This window comes from Staphylococcus microti, from assembly GCF_000934465.1.
Taxonomy (GTDB): domain Bacteria; phylum Bacillota; class Bacilli; order Staphylococcales; family Staphylococcaceae; genus Staphylococcus; species Staphylococcus microti.
In genome coordinates this window covers 83,031-104,036 of the sequence record NZ_JXWY01000032.1, presented here as the reverse complement: position 1 = coordinate 104,036, position 21,006 = coordinate 83,031, and the positions used below count along the sequence as shown (strand labels likewise).

24 protein-coding genes are annotated in these 21,006 nt (G+C 38.1%); 15 read left to right on the top strand and 9 right to left on the bottom strand.

Going from position 1 to position 21,006, the window contains the following annotated elements; genetic code table 11:
• Window positions 1–57 precede the first annotated feature (57 nt).
• Window positions 58–279, bottom strand: a complete 222-nt coding sequence (locus TP70_RS11950) for a DUF2197 domain-containing protein (RefSeq protein ID WP_084207647.1) — start codon at window positions 277–279, stop codon at window positions 58–60.
• 3 nt (window positions 280–282) lie between these two features.
• Complete coding sequence (locus TP70_RS04875) at window positions 283–765, bottom strand: hypothetical protein (protein WP_044359850.1); 483 nt, start codon at window positions 763–765, stop codon at window positions 283–285.
• A gap of 136 nt (window positions 766–901) precedes the next feature.
• On the opposite strand from TP70_RS04875, the gene TP70_RS04870 reads away from it, so the two are divergent.
• The 3 genes from TP70_RS04870 to TP70_RS04860 all read left to right on the top strand — a co-directional run bounded on the left by TP70_RS04870 (window position 902) and on the right by TP70_RS04860 (window position 6,233).
• Window positions 902–1,177, top strand: a complete 276-nt coding sequence (locus TP70_RS04870; RefSeq protein WP_044359848.1) for a YlaN family protein — start codon at window positions 902–904, stop codon at window positions 1,175–1,177.
• A gap of 104 nt (window positions 1,178–1,281) precedes the next feature.
• Window positions 1,282–2,508, top strand: coding sequence for a cell division peptidoglycan polymerase FtsW (gene ftsW / locus TP70_RS04865; RefSeq protein ID WP_044359847.1), 1,227 nt, complete (start codon window positions 1,282–1,284; stop codon window positions 2,506–2,508).
• A 272-nt stretch (window positions 2,509–2,780) separates the two neighbouring features.
• Complete coding sequence (locus TP70_RS04860; RefSeq protein ID WP_044359846.1) at window positions 2,781–6,233, top strand: pyruvate carboxylase; 3,453 nt, start codon at window positions 2,781–2,783, stop codon at window positions 6,231–6,233.
• A 38-nt stretch (window positions 6,234–6,271) separates the two neighbouring features.
• Here the strand turns inward: TP70_RS04860 and TP70_RS04855 are convergent, their stop codons facing one another.
• Window positions 6,272–7,180: a COX15/CtaA family protein gene (locus TP70_RS04855; protein ID WP_044359845.1), complete on the bottom strand. Its 909-nt coding sequence runs from the start codon at window positions 7,178–7,180 to the stop codon at window positions 6,272–6,274.
• Window positions 7,181–7,436: 256 nt separating this feature from the next.
• Here TP70_RS04855 and cyoE point away from each other — a divergent pair, with 256 nt between their 5' ends.
• The 3 genes from cyoE to TP70_RS04840 all read left to right on the top strand — a co-directional run bounded on the left by cyoE (window position 7,437) and on the right by TP70_RS04840 (window position 9,742).
• Window positions 7,437–8,348: a heme o synthase gene (cyoE, locus tag TP70_RS04850; RefSeq protein ID WP_044359844.1), complete on the top strand. Its 912-nt coding sequence runs from the start codon at window positions 7,437–7,439 to the stop codon at window positions 8,346–8,348.
• 25 nt (window positions 8,349–8,373) lie between these two features.
• Window positions 8,374–8,835 carry a DUF420 domain-containing protein gene (locus TP70_RS04845; RefSeq protein ID WP_044359843.1) on the top strand — a complete coding sequence of 154 codons (462 nt, stop codon included), beginning with the start codon at window positions 8,374–8,376 and terminating at the stop codon, window positions 8,833–8,835.
• A gap of 154 nt (window positions 8,836–8,989) precedes the next feature.
• The gene (locus TP70_RS04840) at window positions 8,990–9,742 is read left to right on the top strand and encodes a DeoR/GlpR family DNA-binding transcription regulator (protein WP_044359842.1); all 753 of its coding nucleotides are present in this window, start codon (window positions 8,990–8,992) and stop codon (window positions 9,740–9,742) included.
• Between the two features lie 44 nt (window positions 9,743–9,786).
• Here TP70_RS04840 and TP70_RS04835 read toward each other — a convergent pair whose 3' ends face one another.
• From TP70_RS04835 to TP70_RS04825, 3 genes are read right to left on the bottom strand one after another with little or no spacing between them, the layout of a single operon-like run.
• Entirely contained in the window at window positions 9,787–11,187 is a 1,401-nt protein-coding gene (locus tag TP70_RS04835; RefSeq protein ID WP_044359841.1) for a PTS galactitol transporter subunit IIC, read from the bottom strand.
• A 48-nt stretch (window positions 11,188–11,235) separates the two neighbouring features.
• Window positions 11,236–11,538, bottom strand: a complete 303-nt coding sequence (locus tag TP70_RS04830) for a PTS sugar transporter subunit IIB (RefSeq protein ID WP_044359840.1) — start codon at window positions 11,536–11,538, stop codon at window positions 11,236–11,238.
• A gap of 39 nt (window positions 11,539–11,577) precedes the next feature.
• Entirely contained in the window at window positions 11,578–12,069 is a 492-nt protein-coding gene (locus tag TP70_RS04825; protein WP_044359839.1) for a PTS sugar transporter subunit IIA, read from the bottom strand.
• A 272-nt stretch (window positions 12,070–12,341) separates the two neighbouring features.
• Between TP70_RS04825 and lacA the strand changes: the two genes are divergently transcribed.
• The 6 genes from lacA (at window position 12,342) to TP70_RS04795 (ending at window position 16,891) form a co-directional block, all read left to right on the top strand.
• The gene (gene lacA, locus TP70_RS04820) at window positions 12,342–12,770 is read left to right on the top strand and encodes a galactose-6-phosphate isomerase subunit LacA (protein WP_044359838.1); all 429 of its coding nucleotides are present in this window, start codon (window positions 12,342–12,344) and stop codon (window positions 12,768–12,770) included.
• A gap of 19 nt (window positions 12,771–12,789) precedes the next feature.
• The gene (gene lacB, locus TP70_RS04815) at window positions 12,790–13,305 is read left to right on the top strand and encodes a galactose-6-phosphate isomerase subunit LacB (protein WP_044359836.1); all 516 of its coding nucleotides are present in this window, start codon (window positions 12,790–12,792) and stop codon (window positions 13,303–13,305) included.
• A 12-nt stretch (window positions 13,306–13,317) separates the two neighbouring features.
• Window positions 13,318–14,244, top strand: a complete 927-nt coding sequence (lacC, locus tag TP70_RS04810; protein ID WP_044359835.1) for a tagatose-6-phosphate kinase — start codon at window positions 13,318–13,320, stop codon at window positions 14,242–14,244.
• Window positions 14,245–14,260: 16 nt separating this feature from the next.
• Window positions 14,261–15,238 (top strand): tagatose-bisphosphate aldolase, encoded by a 978-nt coding sequence (gene lacD, locus TP70_RS04805; RefSeq protein WP_044359834.1) that lies wholly within the window; start codon window positions 14,261–14,263, stop codon window positions 15,236–15,238.
• A gap of 149 nt (window positions 15,239–15,387) precedes the next feature.
• Entirely contained in the window at window positions 15,388–16,464 is a 1,077-nt protein-coding gene (locus TP70_RS04800; RefSeq protein ID WP_044359833.1) for a CAP domain-containing protein, read from the top strand.
• Window positions 16,457–16,891 (top strand): YlbF/YmcA family competence regulator, encoded by a 435-nt coding sequence (locus TP70_RS04795; RefSeq protein WP_044359857.1) that lies wholly within the window; start codon window positions 16,457–16,459, stop codon window positions 16,889–16,891. Before TP70_RS04800 ends, TP70_RS04795 begins: the two co-directional genes overlap by 8 nt.
• Window positions 16,892–16,965: 74 nt before the next feature.
• Here TP70_RS04795 and TP70_RS04790 read toward each other — a convergent pair whose 3' ends face one another.
• Window positions 16,966–17,889, bottom strand: a complete 924-nt coding sequence (locus TP70_RS04790) for a glycerophosphodiester phosphodiesterase (protein ID WP_044359832.1) — start codon at window positions 17,887–17,889, stop codon at window positions 16,966–16,968.
• 98 nt (window positions 17,890–17,987) lie between these two features.
• On the opposite strand from TP70_RS04790, the gene TP70_RS04785 reads away from it, so the two are divergent.
• Window positions 17,988–18,242: a DUF2129 domain-containing protein gene (locus TP70_RS04785; protein WP_044359854.1), complete on the top strand. Its 255-nt coding sequence runs from the start codon at window positions 17,988–17,990 to the stop codon at window positions 18,240–18,242.
• On the opposite strand, the gene TP70_RS04780 is transcribed toward TP70_RS04785, so the two are convergent.
• On the bottom strand, window positions 18,243–18,632 hold the full coding sequence (locus TP70_RS04780) for a DUF7147 family protein (RefSeq protein ID WP_044359831.1): 390 nt from the start codon (window positions 18,630–18,632) through the stop codon (window positions 18,243–18,245).
• Window positions 18,633–18,692: 60 nt separating this feature from the next.
• Here TP70_RS04780 and rsmD point away from each other — a divergent pair, with 60 nt between their 5' ends.
• Window positions 18,693–19,244, top strand: coding sequence for a 16S rRNA (guanine(966)-N(2))-methyltransferase RsmD (gene rsmD / locus TP70_RS04775; protein ID WP_044359830.1), 552 nt, complete (start codon window positions 18,693–18,695; stop codon window positions 19,242–19,244).
• Window positions 19,237–19,734: a pantetheine-phosphate adenylyltransferase gene (coaD, locus tag TP70_RS04770; RefSeq protein WP_044359829.1), complete on the top strand. Its 498-nt coding sequence runs from the start codon at window positions 19,237–19,239 to the stop codon at window positions 19,732–19,734. The genes rsmD and coaD overlap by 8 nt, the downstream gene beginning before the upstream one ends.
• Window positions 19,735–19,778: 44 nt before the next feature.
• Here the strand turns inward: coaD and TP70_RS04765 are convergent, their stop codons facing one another.
• On the bottom strand, window positions 19,779–20,909 hold the full coding sequence (locus TP70_RS04765) for a nucleotidyltransferase (protein WP_044359828.1): 1,131 nt from the start codon (window positions 20,907–20,909) through the stop codon (window positions 19,779–19,781).
• Window positions 20,910–21,006: the final 97 nt, after the last annotated feature.

The following is a 21,006-nucleotide window of genomic DNA, read 5'->3' as shown; positions in this document are numbered from 1 at the left end:
GCTTTATTTTTTTAAATAATATCTATAACGAAGGCCTGATTAAATGTCAAAAAACATTTAATCAGGCCTTCTTCGAAAAAAAGAGCCGGGAATTATGTCCCAGCCCCTTTTTTCGTGATGATATGATTGGGATGGTCGCTGTCTTGGTGTATCCAAGCGACTTTTACATTCATCACACATAAATGTTCGTATCGGATTATTTTTTAAACGCTTAGCGAGTAATGTGTTCTCGTCTAGTAGCACTTCCGTGTCACAAATAACACAAGTGACTTTTCGCATATGTTATAGCACCTCAATATGTGTAACATGTTGGAATTGATATTGATAGCCTTCGTCAGGCGTGTAAATAAAACTATCTACCCCGTTATCTTCATAAAGACGCTTACCATCTTTGGCAAATTGGAAGAACAAGTATGGCAGCATCGTAAAAGGGATATCGATATGATCTGAATCATTAGATAATCGAATTGTTGTCGCATTATCGTGCGGTTCCGCATTTTTGAAAAATGGTGTCATATTGATCGCAAATGACCCAGTTAAAACAGCACGCTTTTTGTATTCAATTTCAGAATTAAGTGTTGGTGGATTCGTTTGACCTTCTAAAATCGCACGGTTCCATTCACGATTGTCTTCAAACTTAATCGGTTTTTCACCTTCAAAAACCCCTTTTTCTAAATCTTCAATTGTTACTTTTCGATCGTCAAAAATCCAAGTTGTACTATCTAAAGTAATTGGAAATTTAACAGCACCTTTAATTTGAATCATAGTTTATGCACTCCCTTGTTATAGCTAGTTCTATTTTAGCATAGATGAACGTGTTGCCGTTCGGAATTTACTTGCTTTTTAACAATGGATAAGATAGAATTTTTACATGAAGATAAATTAATGGGGGGAGTCCGTCATGAGCAAGCAACATGATTATAGAACTGCTGCATATGACCAATTGAACCAAGATGCAGATCGCATTTTACAATTAATCAAAGTTCAAATAGATCATTTAACGTTACCGCAATGTCCTTTATACGAAGAGGTTTTGGATACACAGATGTATGGTTTACAAAAAGAAGTTAACTTTGCTGTTAATTTAGGCTTAGTTGATCAAGAAGATGGTAAGGCGTTAATGCAACGTCTTGAAAAAGAATTATCAAAATTACACGAAGCATTTTTACGCGTATAATAATGAATTTGGGACAACATAAACATTTCTAGGAATGAGGTTTAAGTTTGTCCCATTATCATTTTTTGTGTGTTTAAATGTAACGAATTGGATGACTTAAATATATGAACCGAATAAGAAACTTTTTTCGATATATTTTGAGATCTTCTAAATATATCGATTTTCCATTATTACTCACATATGTAGCACTTTGTCTCATCGGTCTAACAATGGTATATAGTGCCAGCATGGTTGCTGCAACACGCGGCACGCTGACAGGTGGAATTCCAGTGTCAGGCACGTACTTTTACATGCGTCAGCTCATTTATGTCATCGTCGGTTTTGCGATTGTATTTTTTATGGCGTATGTTATGGACGTGCGCATTATTAAAAACCGTAACGCACAATTAGGCATGATGGCCATTATCTTACTTTTACTTTTTGCGACTTTAGTATTTGGTAGTGAGATCAATGGTTCTAAAAGTTGGCTGAACTTAGGGTTTATGAACTTACAAGCCTCTGAGTTGCTTAAAATTGGTATTATTTTATATGTACCATACATTATCGACCGTAAAAAAATTCAAATACAACAAAATCCAATGGTAATTATCGGGCCGATTATTTTTGTCGGTTTCATTATTGCACTTGTATTACTGCAAAAAGACGTTGGACAAACATTGCTGATTGCCTCGATTTTCATCTGTATTATTGTTTATTCAGGTATCGGTATTAAAAACTTGCTGAAAATTATTACATACGCTGTCTTAGGTTTAGTGACAGTGTTAATCTTTATCATTATTTTCCGCATCAACGTATTGCCAGCATATTTAACGGCACGCTTTAGTGCATTGGAAAACCCGTTTAATTACGAATCGGGTATCGGTTATCACTTAGCAAACTCATTATTAGCGATTGGTAATGGCGGACTATTTGGTCGTGGTCTTGGCAATAGTGTGATGAAGTTAGGTTACTTGCCAGAACCACATACCGACTTTATTTTTGCGATTATTTGCGAAGAGTTAGGCTTTATCGGTGCATTGATTGTACTTTGCTTGATTTATTATATTGTTTATCGTGCATTGACTATCGCCTCTCGTACGGACTCTTATTTTTATAAGCTCGTCTGTGTCGGTATCGCAAGTTATATTGGTATTCAAGCATTCGTCAACTTAGGTGGTATTTCAGGCTTAATTCCATTGACAGGTGTGCCACTACCATTTATTAGTTTTGGTGGTTCTTCCATGATGAGTTTAAGTATTGCGATGGGATTATTGTTGCTCATTTCTAAACAAATTAAGTATGAAGAAGCGCGTGAACGTTATTATGCAAGACAACAGAACGTGCGACGTTAACACAACAGAATAAGGTAATTAACACGATGGCGTGACTGTATAGCGATACATTTGCAAAGTCGTGTTTTTTATTTATATATAAAATTTTGACAATTATACAAATGCGTTTTAAAATAAGATTGTTGATTATTAAACATTATTAACTAAGATAACTAAAACTTATCATAAGAATAATAATGCCTTATCAAGAAGTATGACCAACAAGTGAAGTACCGGTACATGTTATCATGTCTCACACTTCACAATCACTCATCAAATAGGGGGCTGATACAATGAAGCGTATCAACAAAATTTTAGTCGCTAACCGTGGAGAAATTGCAATTCGTATTTTTAGAGCAGCGACAGAGTTAGGGATTGACACAGTTGCTATTTATTCCAAAGAGGACATGCGTGCATTACATCGTTACAAAGCGGACGAGGCTTATCTACTCGGTGAAGATCTCGGTCCAGCAGAGTCATATTTGAATATCGAACGCATTATTCAAATTGCGAAAGAAGCGGGAGCAGATGCGATTCATCCAGGCTACGGCTTTTTAAGTGAAAATATGCAATTTGCAAAACGTTGTGCTGAAGAAGGGATCATCTTTGTTGGACCAGAGCTTGAACATTTGGACATGTTCGGCGACAAAGTAAAAGCACGTGCAACAGCGATTCGTGCGAACTTACCAGTCATTCCAGGTACAGACGGACCAGTTGCTAATTTAGCAGAAGCCGAAGCGTTTGCTGAAACGGCAGGCTATCCGCTGATGATTAAAGCAACAAGTGGCGGTGGCGGTAAAGGCATGCGTATCGTTCGAGAAGCGTCTGAATTAGCTGAAGCTTTTACACGTGCGAAGTCTGAAGCGGAAAAGTCTTTCGGTAGCAGTGAAGTCTACATAGAAAAGTTTATCGACGAGCCAAAGCATATTGAAGTGCAAGTGATTGGAGATACAGCGGGTAATATCATTCACCTTTATGAGCGTGATTGTTCGGTACAACGACGTCATCAAAAAGTAGTGGAAGTCGCACCATCTGTAAGTTTATCTAAAGCAATGCGTGAAGCTATTTGTCATGCAGCAGTAGACTTGATGCAACAAATTCAATATGTCAATGCCGGAACAGTAGAATTCCTCGTATCGGGCGATGAGTACTATTTCATTGAAGTGAACCCACGTATCCAAGTGGAACATACGATTACGGAAATGATTACAGGCGTTGATATTGTTAAAACACAATTATTAATTGCAGATGGCGAATCATTACATGGCGACTTAATTGCGCTGCCACAACAAGCAGATATTCAAACGATGGGATATGCGATCCAATGTCGTATTACAACAGAAGATCCGACACAGGACTTTATGCCAGATACGGGGCGAATTGTTGCTTACCGTTCAAGCGGTGGTTTTGGCGTGCGTCTTGATGCAGGCGATGCATTCCAAGGTGCCGAAATTTCTCCGTATTACGACTCATTACTCGTTAAAATTTCGACGCATGCAATTAACTATAAAGAAGCACGTGAAAAGATGGGACGCTCTCTTCAAGAAATGCGTATTCGTGGTGTCAAAACGAACATTCCATTTTTGTATAACGTGATTCAGCACCCACAATTTGCATCAGGGGATTATACGACGAAGTTTTTAGAACAAGCACCCGAGTTGTTTGTAATCCAACCTTCAAGAGACCGTGGTACGAAAACACTCGAGTATATCGGTAATGTCACAATCAACGGCTTCCCAAGTGTGGAAAAACGTCCAAAACCACACTTTGAACCGGCTGATGTTCCGACAATTAAACAAAGTGAAATCGCACAATTACGTGGTACGAAACAATTACTAGACGAACAAGGACCTGAAGCTGTGGCGAAATGGGTGAAAGCACAAGATGAAGTGTTGATTACAGATACGACATTCCGTGACGCACATCAATCCTTATTGGCGACACGTGTACGTACGCATGACTTATTACAAATCGCCCCTGAAACAGCACGTGTGATGCAAGACAACTTCTCGTTAGAGTTATGGGGTGGGGCAACGTTTGATGTTGCGTATAACTTCTTAAAAGAAAACCCTTGGGATCGCCTGAAATTATTAAGAAAAGCGATACCGAATGTGTTGTTCCAAATGTTATTACGTGCATCGAATGCAGTTGGTTATAAAAACTATCCTGATAATGTCATTCAGAAGTTTGTTAAAGAAAGTGCCGAAGCAGGCGTTGATGTCTTTAGAATATTTGACTCACTTAACTGGGTTGAACAAATGAAAGTGGCAAATGAAGCGGTACAACGTGCAGGCAAAATTTCAGAAGGTGCGATTTGTTACACTGGCGATATTTTAGATACGACACGCTCGAATGTATATACGTTAAAATATTATGTAGACTTAGCGAAAACACTAGAACGTGAAGGCTTCCATATGTTAGCGATTAAAGATATGGCAGGCTTATTGAAACCACGTGCAGCGCATGAATTAATTGGTGAGTTGAAAGCAGCAGTCAATCTACCAATTCATCTGCATACACATGATACGAGTGGTAACGGTATTTTAACGTACAACCAAGCGATTAATGCAGGTGTTGACGTTATTGATACAGCTGTCGCAGCCATGTCAGGTTTAACGAGTCAACCAAGTAGTAACTCGCTTTACTATGCGATGAGTGGTTTCTCACGTGATATTCGAATGGATATTGATGGGCATGAACGTTTGTCACATTATTGGGATGCAATTCGACCTTATTATCAAGATTTTGAAAGTGATATGAAGTCACCGCATACTGAAATTTATCAACATGAAATGCCGGGCGGTCAATATTCAAACTTACGTCAACAAGCGAAAAGCCTTGGTTTAGGCGAACGCTTTGGCGAAGTAAAAGATATGTATCGCCGTGTGAACTTATTATTCGGTGACATTGTAAAAGTAACGCCATCGTCTAAAGTTGTAGGCGATATGGCATTGTATATGGTGCAAAATGATTTAGACGAAACACAAGTTGTATCAGAAGGTCATAAACTCGACTTCCCAGACTCAGTCGTGTCATTCTTTAAAGGAGAAATCGGACAACCTGTTAATGGCTTCAACAAGCAATTACAAGATGTCATTTTAAAAGGGCAAACGGCATTGACAGAACGTCCGGGAGAATATTTAGAACCTGTCGACTTCGACGCATTAAAAGCAGAGTTACAAGAGAAACAACAGCGTGAAGTGACTGAACAAGATGTGATTAGTTATGCATTGTATCCAAAAGTATATGAACAATACATGCAAACATTTGAACGTTTTGGCGACGTGTCATTACTAGATACGCCAACATTCTTCTTCGGTATGCGTGATAATGAAACGATCAAAATCGAAATCGACAAAGGAAAAGTACTTGTCATTACATTACAAACAATTACGCAACCAGACGATAAAGGAATGCGTACCGTGTTCTTTGAAATGAACGGTCAAGCACGACGCATTCAAGTGAAAGATGAGAATATCCAATCTGTCCATCATGCGAAACCGAAAGCAGATAAAGGCAATCCAAGTCATATTGGGGCACAAATGCCGGGAACTGTGATTGATGTGAAAGTATCAGAAAATGATGTGGTAGAAGCAGGGCAGTCACTCATTATCACAGAAGCAATGAAGATGGAAACAACTGTTCAAGCACCATTCAATGGTACGGTGAAAGCAATCCACGTACAAAATAATGATGGTATTGAAACAGGAGACCTATTGATTGAGATAGAGAAAACAGATGCATAAAAAAAGCAAGTCACCATGCGCGGTGACTTGCTTTTTAACTATTGTTCGCCTCGATTTGTACGTATAATGAGTAAAATGAAATAACTGATCAAGCCAAATAGTAATGTAATAAATAATGCGTGTAATAAAGCGATAATCAGGTTTACTTCGGTAATAATAGATAAAGCACCTGTTGTCACTTGTAAAATAATTAAAATGAAGCTTGCTGTATAACCGTATTGAATTGTACGGATATTTGGATAATGTTTAACCGCATGCACGTACGTCAACAAAATAATAATGAATGCGAGCATCGCCATAATGCGGTGTGCCAGTTGTACCCAGTCATGAACACCGTGTGGTACGATATCCCCGAAAGGAAGTGGCCATGCACCATACGCTAAGCTTGATTCTGTATGTCTTACGAGTGCCCCAGTATAAATTGTCACATATACAATCCCCGTCATAATCCAAGTATAGACTTGTAACGGCTTTTTAATATGAACAATGTTGGCTTCATATTTCTGATCAAGGTCAAAAATAATGAGTGTTAAAACAAATACAGATGAAAAGCTGATTAATGAAATACCAAAGTGCAATGCTAAGACGTAATCATTTTGTTGCCACATAACTGCTGCAGCACCTACTAAAGCTTGGATTAATAAAAATCCAACACTAATTTTGCACAGTGGTTTTACTTCTCGAATATGCCCAATATTTTTCCACGCTGTTATAACAAGCCATGACACAATAATCAGTGATAAGCCAGATACAGCTCTATGACTTAATTCGATAATTGTTTCAATAGGAAGATTTTGAGGCAGTAATGCGCCATGACAGAGCGGCCAGTCAGAACCACAGCCATCTTCAGATCCTGTTTTCGTAACAAGCGCGCCACCGAGTTGCACCCATATCATCATGAGTGTCGCGAGTACTGATAACCATTTTAGGTTGCGCTTTTTAAACAATGCTAAACACCTCGATATGTTATTAAAATCTTACAGAGCGGAGATCAAGATTGCATTGCTGTTATCAAGATTTATGTTGCCGCCCAGTAGAGTTTTGTTCTTTTACATTATATCAAAAAGCATACTTATATTGTGCATCAAATCGCAACGTTTTTTGAATGTCGCTAAAGTGTCACAAAAATTTCAGAATAAAGCTAGTCAATTATATGACTTTCATATATCATTGATATATATGACAAAAAAGGGGGGTAAATCAATGTCGAAATCAGAGGTAGTTCCCGAAACTACTGGACGTATTTCATATAAAGAGCTCAAACAGGTCATTAAGTTAGGGCTTGTACAAGGGAACTTAATTCCTGCGTTTGCGGGTGCATGGCTTGCAATTGTGATGACACATCATGGCTTTTTAGCTTCTATGCCACAGCTCATCATTATGATGATTGGTTCAACACTCGTAATGGGTGGTTCATGTGCGATTAACAACTATTACGATCAAGACATCGATGCGTTAATGCCAAGTAAACAGAATCGACCTACAGTGAATGACCGTATTTCAGACCGTCAACTCGTAATACTCAGTCTTGGCATGATGGTTGTAGGTGAACTGCTCTTATTTATGATTAACGTCCCAGCTGGCGTCATTGGTTTAGCTGGTATTATTGGGTATGTATCATTTTACTCAATATGGTCTAAACGCCATACAACTTGGAACACAGTTATCGGTAGTTTTCCAGGCGCGGTGCCACCACTTATCGGTTGGGTTGCAATAGAAGGTCATTTAAGTGTCATGGCATTAGCACTATTTGCTGTTGTCTTTGCATGGCAGCCAATTCACTTTTATGCATTAGCAATTAAGCGCCGTGATGAGTATCGTCTTGCGAACGTACCGATGTTACCATCCGTAAAAAGTTTCAACAGAACACGAATCGGTATGTTTTTATGGTTGTTTGCACTCTTACCTTTACCATTCGTGATGCACGAGCTTGGTATTACATTCATCGTGTTAGCAACATTGCTTAACCTTGGCTGGATTGCACTTGGCTTAACAAGCTTCAAAGCATCAAGCAACGAAGAAAAATGGGCAACGAAAATGTTCATCTATTCTTTAAATTATCTAGTGGTATTTTTTGCACTAGTCGTTGTAATTTCATTAATTAATATGATTTAAATGATAAATGAGTGAGGATGAGAATATGAGCTTACCTATTTTACCTACTATTAGTACGACATGTATCGTCATCAGTGCGATTCTCGTAGCAATTGGTTGGCGTTTAATCTGGAAACGTCAATTTGAACAGCATAAAAAAGTAATGTTATGGGCAGCAGCTTTTGCTGTATTATTCTTTGCAATTTACGCAAGTCGTACGATTTTCATTGGTAATACCGCATTCGGTGGTCCAGATTCAGTACGACTTTACTACACAATTTTCTTGTTTTTCCATATTACACTCGCAACAATCGGTGCCGTTTTTGGTTTGATTCAAATTTTCACAGGAATCAAGGACAAATATGACGTACACCGTAAAACAGGCCCTATCGCATCGGTTATATGGTTCTTTACTGCGATTACAGGTGTCGCTGTATTTATTTTGTTGTATGTGTTATATCCTGGTGGCGAAACAACGTCATTAATTAAAGCAACATTTGGTTTTTAATTTCTAAGGTACTCATTTTCGTAAATGGGTGCCTTTTTTATTGGACACTTCAATCGTGATGAAACAATGATATTGAAGGTAGCATAATTATAAAGAATTTGATACGCTAAATTTAAAGATTTCGGATGCTATATGCGCAGAGAGAGGCGAGAAGATGTTAAAAACAGATCGATTCCAAGCAATCATGTCTTTATTAGAAAGAAGCGGTACAGTTAAAGTCAGCGACATTATGGAGAAGTTATCGGTATCTGATATGACCGTGCGTCGTGATTTGGATGAATTGGAAAAACAAGGGTTGTTGGAACGTGTGCATGGTGGTGCCAGACTAAAAGATTTATATCGCCAAGTGGAACTTTCCCATAATGAAAAACAGATTATGCATAAAGAAGAAAAACAAAGAATTGTTGAAAAAGCGAACGCGTTGATCAATGACGGCGATACGATTTTTTTAGGACCCGGGACGACGTTAGAACTTTTGGCGAAAGTAATTGACCACAAAGGGCTGCGTATTGTGACGAATTGCTTACCAATATTTCAAGAGTTGAATAAGCATAAAGAACACCATAAAGTGTATTTACTAGGTGGGGAATTGCGTGAGACAACGCAATGTTTCATTGGCGAAATTACGAACAAGTCACTTGAAGATATGAACTTTCATAAAGCCTTTTTAAGCTGTAATGCGCTAAGTGAACATAAAATTATGACGTCTACATTTGAAGAAGGACAGACGCAGAAAATTGCATTGGACAATTCAGTGGAACGCTATTTATTAATTGATCATTCTAAAGTAGGTAAGAAAGATTTTTCTGTATTTTACAGCTTACACGATATTACAGCAGTCATTACAAATGATGATGATCAAAAGCATTATGAAAAGATTGAAACAGAAGAAAAATATATCGTATAAAAAAACAAGACTCGGATATACTCTGAGCCTTGTTTTTTAAATTATTATTTTGTATTTGCATATTCAGTGTTACGCTTTTTCATTTGGCGTGCATACCAAACGAAAATAAGTAGGTATGCGACAAGTGCAAGGATAGTGTACAATACAAATGAAATTTGGCCTTGAGACATGTTACCTACGAGATAGCCTAGAAACTTTTCAATCGGACCTTCCATCGTTGTATGAGAAATCATGACGGACTCACTCAAACCGGAAGGGAAAGCGCCAACTGCTTTTGCCGTTTTCGTAACGAACGGTGCGATTAATGTACCTGACCATAAGAAGAGTGGTAACTCAACAGCACCGATAACAATCATGCGAATCAGTTTACCGCGAGTCACAACGAGTAATGCAGGTGTGACACCCATTGCAATAATACCACCGAGTGGTAAAAGTTTGTTGCCTGGTAAGAAAATAGCTTCTAGCAGCATGATTGGTGCTAAAACGTTAGCTGTCGCCCAAATTTCAGCACGACCTGCAATGAAAGGCCAGTCTAGTCCGATATTAATTTCGCGACCTTTTAGACGTTTGTTCGCAAAATCAGTAATACCTTGTGATAAAGGCTCAACAGCCGCAATAAACCAAGAGCCGATAAGAGAGAACAACTCTAAACAGACAGCAGCTGTAAAGGCGAGTGTGAAAATTTTAGTAGGTGATTGACCGGCAAGTAAACCTACAAACACCCCTAGATAAATACCAATCGCGAATTTTGATCCCCAGAAACCGATTTTACTGTTAAGTTTTGCAGCGTCAAAATCGTATTTATCTAACCAAGGGAAAATTTTATCAAAAATCTTGTCGAACACCATAATAACCGGATTCATCATATAGTTCATATGTGTTGTTGTCATCGGGTTATTGTCTGGTGCATTTAACAAATCATTGAATGTTGGTTTCATTAAATCGGAATTCCAAATTTTTAACACGCCGATAAAAAGTACGAGCAATGTGGCAGTGAATAAATTTGCACCACAGAAAATCGCGAATAAACCAACAATGGCTAAATGCCAAATATTAAAAATATCAACATCTAACGTATCTGTTTTCTTAAGGGCTAACATCACGATATTTAAAATAACCATGATTAATAAGAAGTAAAGTGTGTAAGGCGAACCCCAAGTAATCGTTGCTAAAGGTGCCCAACCAACATCTGTAATGTTTAATGAAATACCTGTTCTTTCAACAAAAGCAGTCATTGCTTCTGAAAAAGCAGTTGTTAAAATCCCGATAATTGCACCGATACCAGTCAATGCAATCCCTAGTTTAATACCGCCTTCTAAAGCACGTGCAGGCTTCACTTTGAAAAACAATGCGATAATCGTCAAAACAATGGTCATTAACGGTGCAGCACCTAAGTTAATAAGTGGGTTAAATATACTATTTGCGATATCAATAATTGTATTCATTTTGTCATCCCTTCTGAATCTGTTAAAAAGTCAACATATCTTGGTGTGTTATTTATTTAATGACTTAATAACGTCTTCCATTTTTTGATAAACCGGTTCGGCCATAGAAGGAATACGGTATAGAATTGCCCCAGCATCTACAACCGGAATATTAATATCGAATCCTAAGTCAGTACTAGCAATTTGTGCAAAAATGTCATAGCGTGATAACAATTCTTGATTGACGTCTTTAATCATCACAGCGTCACATGTCACGTCATAACCACGATTTTTCAATTCAGTTTCCAATGCACTTTTGATTTGGTGACTTGAGTTTACCCCAGCCCCACAAGCCGCTAAAATTTTAATCATAACAATCCCTCTCCTTAAAAAATAAATTTTATCTACAATTTATGCAGAATGTTCTGCATGAAAGTGTTCCTCTAAAAATTGATAAATGTCTGTTGGATTTTCCAGATTAAAGAAGTGAATTAAAGATTCGTTATCTACAGCATTAATAAAATCCATAATGTTCGCTAATAATCCCGCTTGTGCTTCGCCGTTTTCATTCAAAATCATAAACAGAAATGAAACATCAATCGTTGCATCCGGCGAAATCATATTGTGAAAGGTTAAAGTATGTTTTAAGTTAATTGGAATAATGCGTGATGCTTTCACAAAATCACTTTCAGTATGCGGAATCGCAATGTTTGGTAACGCACTAGAAACAGGCGATAAATCTAAACCTGTTGGGTATTTTTGTTCTCGTTCCAAAATGTTCTTCAAGAAATCTTCAGTGACTAACTGCTTTTTCAACAAATCTGTATAGATCTCTTCAAAAACTTCTGCTTGCGTCTGCTTGTCGGAAACATACACTGTATCCTCAAAAAATAAAGTATTCAAACAGAACAGCTCCTCCCTAAGTTTAAATATGTTTATTTATTAGATTACACTTTTAGAATAACCGTTTACAAAATGAGTGTCAACACAAAAACAAAACCAAACAAACATGATGTGTTGATAAATGTTTGATTATGATTTATTATGTGTGTGTAGCGAGGTTAAATGCTTCAAAAAGTGAAATTTCAACACCCTTTGATAGAAAAGTGAATGGGGTGCGTGTTTGAGAGTGAGACAGAAATCTCGCATGTAAAAATTTTTAGGAGGTAGTGATAATGCGCGTAGTAATTGGTTCGGATAGTGATGGTATGAAATTAAAGAATGTTATCAAGGAAGATTTAATGGCGCGTGGTTTTGAAGTTGTAGATAAAACGGAAACGGCGGCAGTTGATTTTGTTGAATCGACGTTAGCAGTTGTTAATGACTTGAAAGAACATGATGAGAGTATGGGCATTGTGTTTGATGCATATGGTGTCGGAAGTTTTATAACAGCGACCAAAGTGAAAGGCATGATTGCTGCAGAAGTATCGGATGAGCGTTCAGCATATATGACACGAGAGCATAACAATGCACGTTTGATTACGTTGGGTTCAGAAATTGTCGGCAATCAATTGGCACGTAACATTGTAAAAGAATTTTTAGCGGCAAATTATGACGGAGGTCGTCATCAAATTCGTGTCGATATGTTAAATAAAATGGCTTAAACAGGAGAGGATGAATGAAATGAAAATTGCAATTGGTTGTGACCATATTGTAACAGATACGAAAATGGCAGTTTCAGATTTCTTAAAAGCAAAAGGCTACGAAGTTTTAGATGTTGGAACATATGATTTCACACGCACACATTATCCAATATTCGGTAAAAAAGTCGGCGAGGCTGTGACAAATGGCGAAGCAGACTTAGGCGTTTGTATATGTGGTACGGGTGTTGGCATTAACAACGCTGTTAATAAAGTGCCGGGTGTACGTAGCGCACTCGTTCGTGATATGACGTCTGCTATCTATGCCAAAGAACAATTGAATGCGAATGTCATTGGATTTGGCGGACGTGTGACAGGCGAATTTTTAATTTGTGACATTATTGAAGCATTTATTAAAGCTGAATATAAAGAAACGGAAGAAAATAAAAAATTGATTGCCAAAATTGCACATGTTGAACAGGCGAGTGACAAACAGGCAGATCCACATTTTTTTGATGAATTTATTGAAAAATGGGATCGCGGAGAATATCACGACTAAGCGGGTGACAAGATGATTTTAACAATTACGATGAATCCTTCCATCGACATTGCGTATCCATTGACTCATTTTCAAATTGATGACGTGAATCGTGTCGCAGATGTTCGCAAAACAGCTGGTGGTAAAGGTTTGAACGTTACACGAATTTTAAATCAACTTGGGTCGAATGTTGTCGCCAGTGGTTTGCTCGGTGGTGTATTAGGTGAAGCGATTAAAAAAGACTTAACGTCAGATGGCATTCAACATGATTTTTTGCCGATTAGCGGTGAAACCCGAAATTGTATCGCTATTTTACATGATGGTGCACAAACTGAAATTTTAGAAAGTGGTCCCGTTATTTTAGAAAGTGAAGCATCAACTTTTTTAACGCATTTAAAAAAGTTAGCTGACAAAGCCGATGTTATCGCAATATCTGGCAGTTTACCCAAAGGATTACCAACAAATTTTTATTGTGACATGTTAGCAGTATGTCATGGTAAGCAAGTCGTTTTAGATTGTGCGGGACCAGCATTAGAGGCTGTGCTAAATGGCGATATAAAGCCAACAATGATTAAACCGAATATTACAGAACTTTCAGCGTTATTAGATCGAACGATTACAACACAACTGTCGGATTTGAAAGCTGCTTTAAATCATCCATTATTTGAAGGGATTGAATGGGTTGTTGTGTCACTTGGTGCAGATGGCGCATTAGCAAAACATGCCGACACTTTTTATCGTGTTACGATTCCAAAAATTACAGTAGTGAATGCGGTAGGTTCAGGCGATGCGACGGTAGCGGGTATGACTGCTGCATTAGAACAAGGTGCATCGGATGATGTGGTGTTAAGACAAGGCAATACGCTCGGTATGTTGAATGCACAAGAAGCAATGACAGGTTATGTAGAAATGGAAAATTATAAAGCGTTATATACGCAAATCAAAGTTGAAAACGTATAAAAGGAGTCGTGAAGCAATGAAAACACGTGAAGAAAAAAAACAGTTTCTAAAACGATTATGTAATGACCAAGGGATTATTGGCGCATTAGCGATTGATCAACGTGGTGCTTTAAAAAAGATGATTGCAAAAACAAAAGGGTCAGAAGCAGATGATAACGAGATTATTGAATTTAAACAAATCGTGTCATCAGAGTTAACAAAATATGCGTCATCTATTTTATTAGATCCTGAATATGGATTGCCGGCAGCCGATGATAGAGCTGACAATACGGGCTTATTGTTGGCATATGAAAAAACGGGGTATGATGCCTCTACACCGGGACGCTTACCGGACTTGTTATCCGTATGGTCTGTCAAACGTCTGAAAGAAGCGGGTGCAGATGCGTGCAAATTCTTGCTCTATTATGATGTTGATGAACCTGAAGCAATCAATCATCAAAAACAAGCATTTGTTGAACGTATTGGTTCAGAGTGTCGTGCTGAAAACCTACCATTTTTCCTTGAACTTGTGTCTTATGATGCAGATATTGCAGATGCAACTTCTAAAGCATATGCGTTAAAAAAACCACATAAAGTGAACACAATGATGAAAGAATTCTCAGATCCACGATATGGGGTAGATGTGCTTAAAGTAGAAGTGCCTGTGAATATGAACTTTGTTGAAGGTTATGCGACGGATGAAGTCGTATATACAAGAGCAGAAGCAGCAAAATATTTCCAAGAACAAGCTGAAGCAACCCATTTACCATTTATCTTTTTAAGTGCCGGTGTGAAGTCAGCATTATTCCAAGATACGTTACGTTTCGCAAAAGAGTCAGGATCAACATTTAACGGTGTGTTATGTGGTCGTGCAACATGGACAGATGGTGTCGCACGCTATGTGTCAGAAGGTAAAGAGGCAGCAATCACATGGATGAATGAAGAAGGGCGTCAAAACATTGAAGCACTCAACGAGGTGTTAGCAGAGACAGCAACGCCCGTGACATTTGAATAAATGATATTTTATCAGGTTGTTGACGTTTTAAACGTTGATAACCTGATTTTTTAGCGTATTTCGTAAATTTTAAGTCGGTAAGTTTATTTTTCTAAACAAAATACGATACAATAAGATATACTAGGATATTTATGGAAAAGGAGTGTGCTATGAAACGATTAATTATTAAAATATTGGGCGTGCTATTGCTAATCGGCTTTCTAGTATACTTGTTCTACTCGCCACGCCTTGAATTTGATGTTTTGGAAAATCCTAATAAGCAGACAGAACATCAATATGAAAAAGCACAACAACCGGCACAACCGTCAGATGTAGAAACGCCTAAGTTGAAAGAAGGATTCGGGATGTTAGTCGGTCAATCTATGGCAGAAGTCACGAAAAAGTATGGACAAGCAGACCGTGTGTATCACTATCTTGAAGATTATCGAACGTACGTATTTCATCGCCAATCAACGTATATGTTAATTACAGTTAAGGACAATGTTGTAAAATCAGCGTATATGACAGGACGTCCTGAACAAAAAGAAAGTGGCCCTATTGCGATTGGAGACGATGCAGCGAATTTATTCGATAAATATACATTGATTACCGAACCTGAATTTCAGCTTAATGGCAAGCACTATCATTATGAATTGTCGGATAAAGATGTGAAAACACAAGCATTAATTCAATTTGAAGGGCTTTTTGCGCAAGTATTTATTGATCAACAAAGTAATAAAATTACAGGGATACGTTACTTGGATAAAGAGGCGTTAGTTGCAATTAACGCATACGCTTCTAATGAAGAAAATGCTAAAGCGATACAAGAGAGTGCACAGGCTGACAAACAACAACCTGATCAAAATGCGAATCAATTGTTGACCTTATATGAATTGACGAATGAAATGCGACGATTGCATCATCGGGAGCCATTAGATATTAATTCTACGCTTGAAAATGTTGCGACTGTCAATTTGTTCCAATCTGTAGATGGTGCAAGTGCTGAGTTTACGGAAAATAACTTAACAGACTTAATCAATCAAACACCGTTAACGTATCAGTCTATTACACAAAACGTTGGTTATAATTTCACTGATATTCCAACACTTGTCCATAGTTGGATGAACTCAGATACGCACCGTTCACGTCTGCTAAGTGGAAAATATGATGAAATGGGCGGCAAAATAGACGAAAATTACTTTATACTCATCTTTTTAGAGCGAGGAGAGGATCAAGATGATGTTTGATGAAGCGTTTGTCAATGTATTAGATGAAACCGATGTTTTAGCGGCAATGATTCAGCAGTCGGACGTGTATCAAAATTATCTCACTGCTAAAAAGCGTCTTGATAATGATGAGGTTGCACAGCGCTATTATGACGTATTTATGAAGTCGAAAGAGAAGTATGAAGAAGTGATGCGCTTTGGCCGTTATCATCCTGATTATCAAACTGTTATGTTGGAAACACGTCGTCTAAAGCGCGCTTACGAAACGTACGAGACAGTTGTGACATTTAAACAATGCGAACATGAATTGCAATTGATGCTAGATGAAGTCGTCACAATTTTAGCATCAAGTGTTTCGGAACATGTGAAAGTCGATGCGGGGACGCCATTATTCAACCAAACCGGTTGTGGTTGCGGTTCGGGGAATGGTTGTCAGTGTCATGCTTAATTCAATAACAAACTATAAAAATGGCGTAGTCATGAAAGTTTTAGATGACTACGCCATTTTTTGAATTGATAAAGTTATTTTTGATAAAAACTTAAAAACTGTTTACCGATAGTTGGACGATCTGTTACGAGTGTATGCACGCCTAGATTTGCCAGGTCTACCATTTGATCAACATTATTGACGCCATAAAAACCGGGCGCAATGTTTTGAGCGTTCAGCCATGCAATAAGTTTACGTTGTGTCAACACAAGCCCTTTATGAACCGTTGGCATCTGGAATGTATCCGCTTTGCCTTGATACAAATGCCCAAGACCGCTGTAACATTTTAAAATGCCTTCTGTCACTTCTGCTTGACTTGCGCCAATTGCAATGTCGCCATGATTAAGTACATTGAAACGAGCAATTTGTTCTTTGTAGAAACTTGTCACAAGCACGCGAGATTCAGCGTTGTTTCGTTTAATCACTTCGTAAAGTCGTGCTGGGGCAATATGCCCTTCGTAACTATCTGGATGATCTTTAATATCAATATTCACAAGTTGATCAGGATAATTTTGTAATAATGCATCCATTGTCATAATTTTGGCTTTTGGATGATTTTGATAGGGTTTATGCCCATTAATATCGGTAAAGCGATAGCCAGCATCAAGTTGTTGTAGCTCAGCTAACGTATGGTTCGCAACATAACCAGAACCGTTCGTTGTACGATCTACTGTTGCATCGTGAAAGACAATCACTTGTTCATCTTTTGTCAGGCGAATGTCCGTTTCAAATCCAGTCAATCCCATTGCAGCTGAATGATCAAACGCAAGCGCTGTCGATTCTGGACGTTCTTGCATGCCGCCACGATGACTAAAGACGTATGGCGAGGTATGTTGGAAAAACGGTTTGATATCTCGTTTTTGAATAGTTTTGGTTTTGTTCGTTAAATAAAGTGCACCGCTCACTAAGCTTGCGATACCAATCATAGAACCCGTAAGAATTCGGCGTGTTTTCGTCATAAAATCCTCTCCCTAAAATGTAAAGTAACACGATATTATTGCTTTTCTCAATACTTCAACTCATGGTACGATATGAGGTAGAGTGCGAGGTGAAAAAGTTGGAAATCGTACAACGAGAAAAACTCATTATTTATTTAAAAAATATGAAGCACGAACGACATATTCGTAAATATGGCCACATTGTTTACAGTAACAAGCAACACAAATATGTATACATGTATGTCAATGCAGATCGTGTAGATGACATTGTAGACAAATTGAGCAAATTAAAATATGTTACGCAAATTAGTGGCTCACCTTATAAATATTTAAAAAAAGTTTATGATAAAGAAAAACATGAAACAACGTATTAATCATTCGAGCGGTGGTATCCAGCGTTGGAGTCTGAGTACGCTTTTTAAGTAATTAAAGTATAAGTCTCTTTCAGGGTAATCATCAGGTGCATGGACATCTATGCCTACCATTTCGATATGATAAGGTGCTGCAAAAGATTGAATCATTGTATATTTTTTGTTGCCATCAGGATAAGGATATTTCATGGCATCGAGCATCATATAAATCGCTTGAAACTTACGATTCGGTGTTGGTTTCATAATGATTGCAACCGATGAGCGTTGATGTTTTGATTTCGGTGTATGAAAAAATACAATGCGATCAATACGTTCGTGATTGTAGTCGATCAATGCTTGGAATTCATACAAGTCAGTTAAGCCATTGCCTAATACGATAAAAGATTGTTGCATGGTGTGACCTCCTTATCCTAAAGTATAGTAAAAATAAAATGAGATTGGAAGTGTCAGAGGATGCGTGTCATTGCAGGCAAGCATAAGAGTAAAGCTTTGGAAACATTAGAAGGGCGTAACACACGTCCGACGATGGACAAAGTAAAAGAAGGTATCTTTAACAGTTTACAACATATCGAGGGCGTAGGCTTAGATTTATTTGCCGGCAGTGGAAGCCTAGGTATCGAGGCGTTATCGAGAGGGATGGACAAAGTCATTTTTGTTGATCAAAATAGTCGCGCTGTTAAAGTTATTCATAACAATTTAAATCGTCTAGGCTTAGATGCACAATCTGAAGTTTATCGAAATAATGCAGACCGTGCCTTGAAAGCATTGAGTAAACGTGAGGTGCAGTTCGACGTTATTTTTCTAGATCCGCCGTACGACAAAGGGCTGATTGATAAAGCGCTCGAACAAATTCATGCCTTTGATTTATTAAAAAATAATGGTATCATCGTTTGTGAGTTTAGCCATCGTGAAGTCATTCAAACGGCACCTTTTGAAGAAGTGAAACGTTATCACTATGGCCTGACTGATACATGCATCTTACGAAAAGGGGAAAGTCATGGTTAATACAAAAGCGGTCATCCCTGGGAGTTTTGACCCCATCACAAATGGCCATATTGATATTATTGAAAGAAGTTCAGATCGATTTGACGAATTGCACGTCTGTGTTTTGCGTAATACGAAGAAAACCGGGACGTTTACAGTAAATGAACGCATTGAGATGATTAAAGCATCTGTGGCACACTTACCGAATGTGCACGTTCATTCTTTTAACGGATTACTCGTTGATTTTTGTGACAAAATTGGTGCAACGACAATCATACGTGGTTTGCGCGCGGTCAGTGACTTTGAATATGAGTTGAGACTGACATCTATGAACAAAAAATTGAACAGTCGTGTTGAGACACTTTATATGATGAGTTCACCAGAAAATTCATTTTTAAGTTCCAGCATCGTGAAAGAAGTGGCGCAATACGATGCGAATATTTCAGAATTTGTCCCAAAACATGTTGAGGCTGCATTGCTTGAAAAATTCAACACGTCAACGGATAAATAAAAATAGTGAGAAGTGATGGCATTGTGTATCACTTCTCACTATTTTTATCGTTTAATAACAGGCGTATTAAAGTCATTTTGTGTTTGCTTAGTTAATACATTATAAATACGTGTCGCTTTAATCTCGTTTTTAATAAGAGACGCATTTTTTTGATTGACGTTCGTAATAATTTGTTGATCTGGTGCAGTTTGTTTAAGCCATTTCAAATACGCTTGTCCTTGAGATGACATGGCAAGCACGCGTGCGGCTTGTATCGTGTCGCTGACATCACTGTGTGGTATATTAAGCAGAACGTTCATCAGCACTCGTTGAATATGTGTGTACGTATAGCGCTTCGTTTTTAATTGTTGCATTAAATCTGTATAGGATGTTGCTGTTTGCATACATTTCATCAAACGATACTCAAATCCTTCAGACATTGTGTAAATGTTGCGTAGTGAGTGCACATCATGTTGTGCGACTGTCAAACGTAAAAAATCAAACAGACGCTTTTCGTCATCAAAAGGATGGTTAAAAAGTGTGATGTTTTCTTTAGGCACCATACTCTGCCAACGTGTGTCATGGTTGTGCAAAGCTTGACGAATCGCAGAGCCACTCGCATATGATTCGTGGTTCAAGTCTTGTTGATGGTGCTCAGTATGTTGACGTTGAAGTGTATAAGGATGAATGTTGCTGTTCAATGCTTGTAACTGTTTGAGATACGCAATCCCTAAAATATTGTTAGGAGAACGCATTAATGTGTCATCTAAATACTCCGAGACGATACGTGCATAAGATTTGCCTTGTTTAATCGCTTGATGAAAGGCGGGCGTTGTTTCGTAACTTAGTAATTGTGTCGCTATATGTTGTAACGCTTTTATATCCCCAGATTCGCTACCAAAACATAAAGCGTCAGCAGCAAGATAGTCAGCCATGCGGACACCCATTTTTGCGAAATAGTCGCTTGAAGAAAGTGCACCAATGACTGGGAGTTCAACGACTAAATCGACGCCTGCAAGCGCCATTTGCGCACGTTGAAACTTATTGAACATCGCAGGCATACCACGCATTACAAAATTGCCACTCATGATCGCGATCGTTACATCGGCTTCTGTCATTTGTTGTGCCATTTGCGCATGGTAAAGATGCCCGTTATGAAAAGGATTATATTCGGTAATCAAGGCAACGCTTTTCATTTGCATTCTGTCCTTTCATATATCATTATGAGTATTGTACCAAAACTTAACATGTTAAGAAAAAATCTTGACAACTTGCCTAGCAAAAGTTAAAATA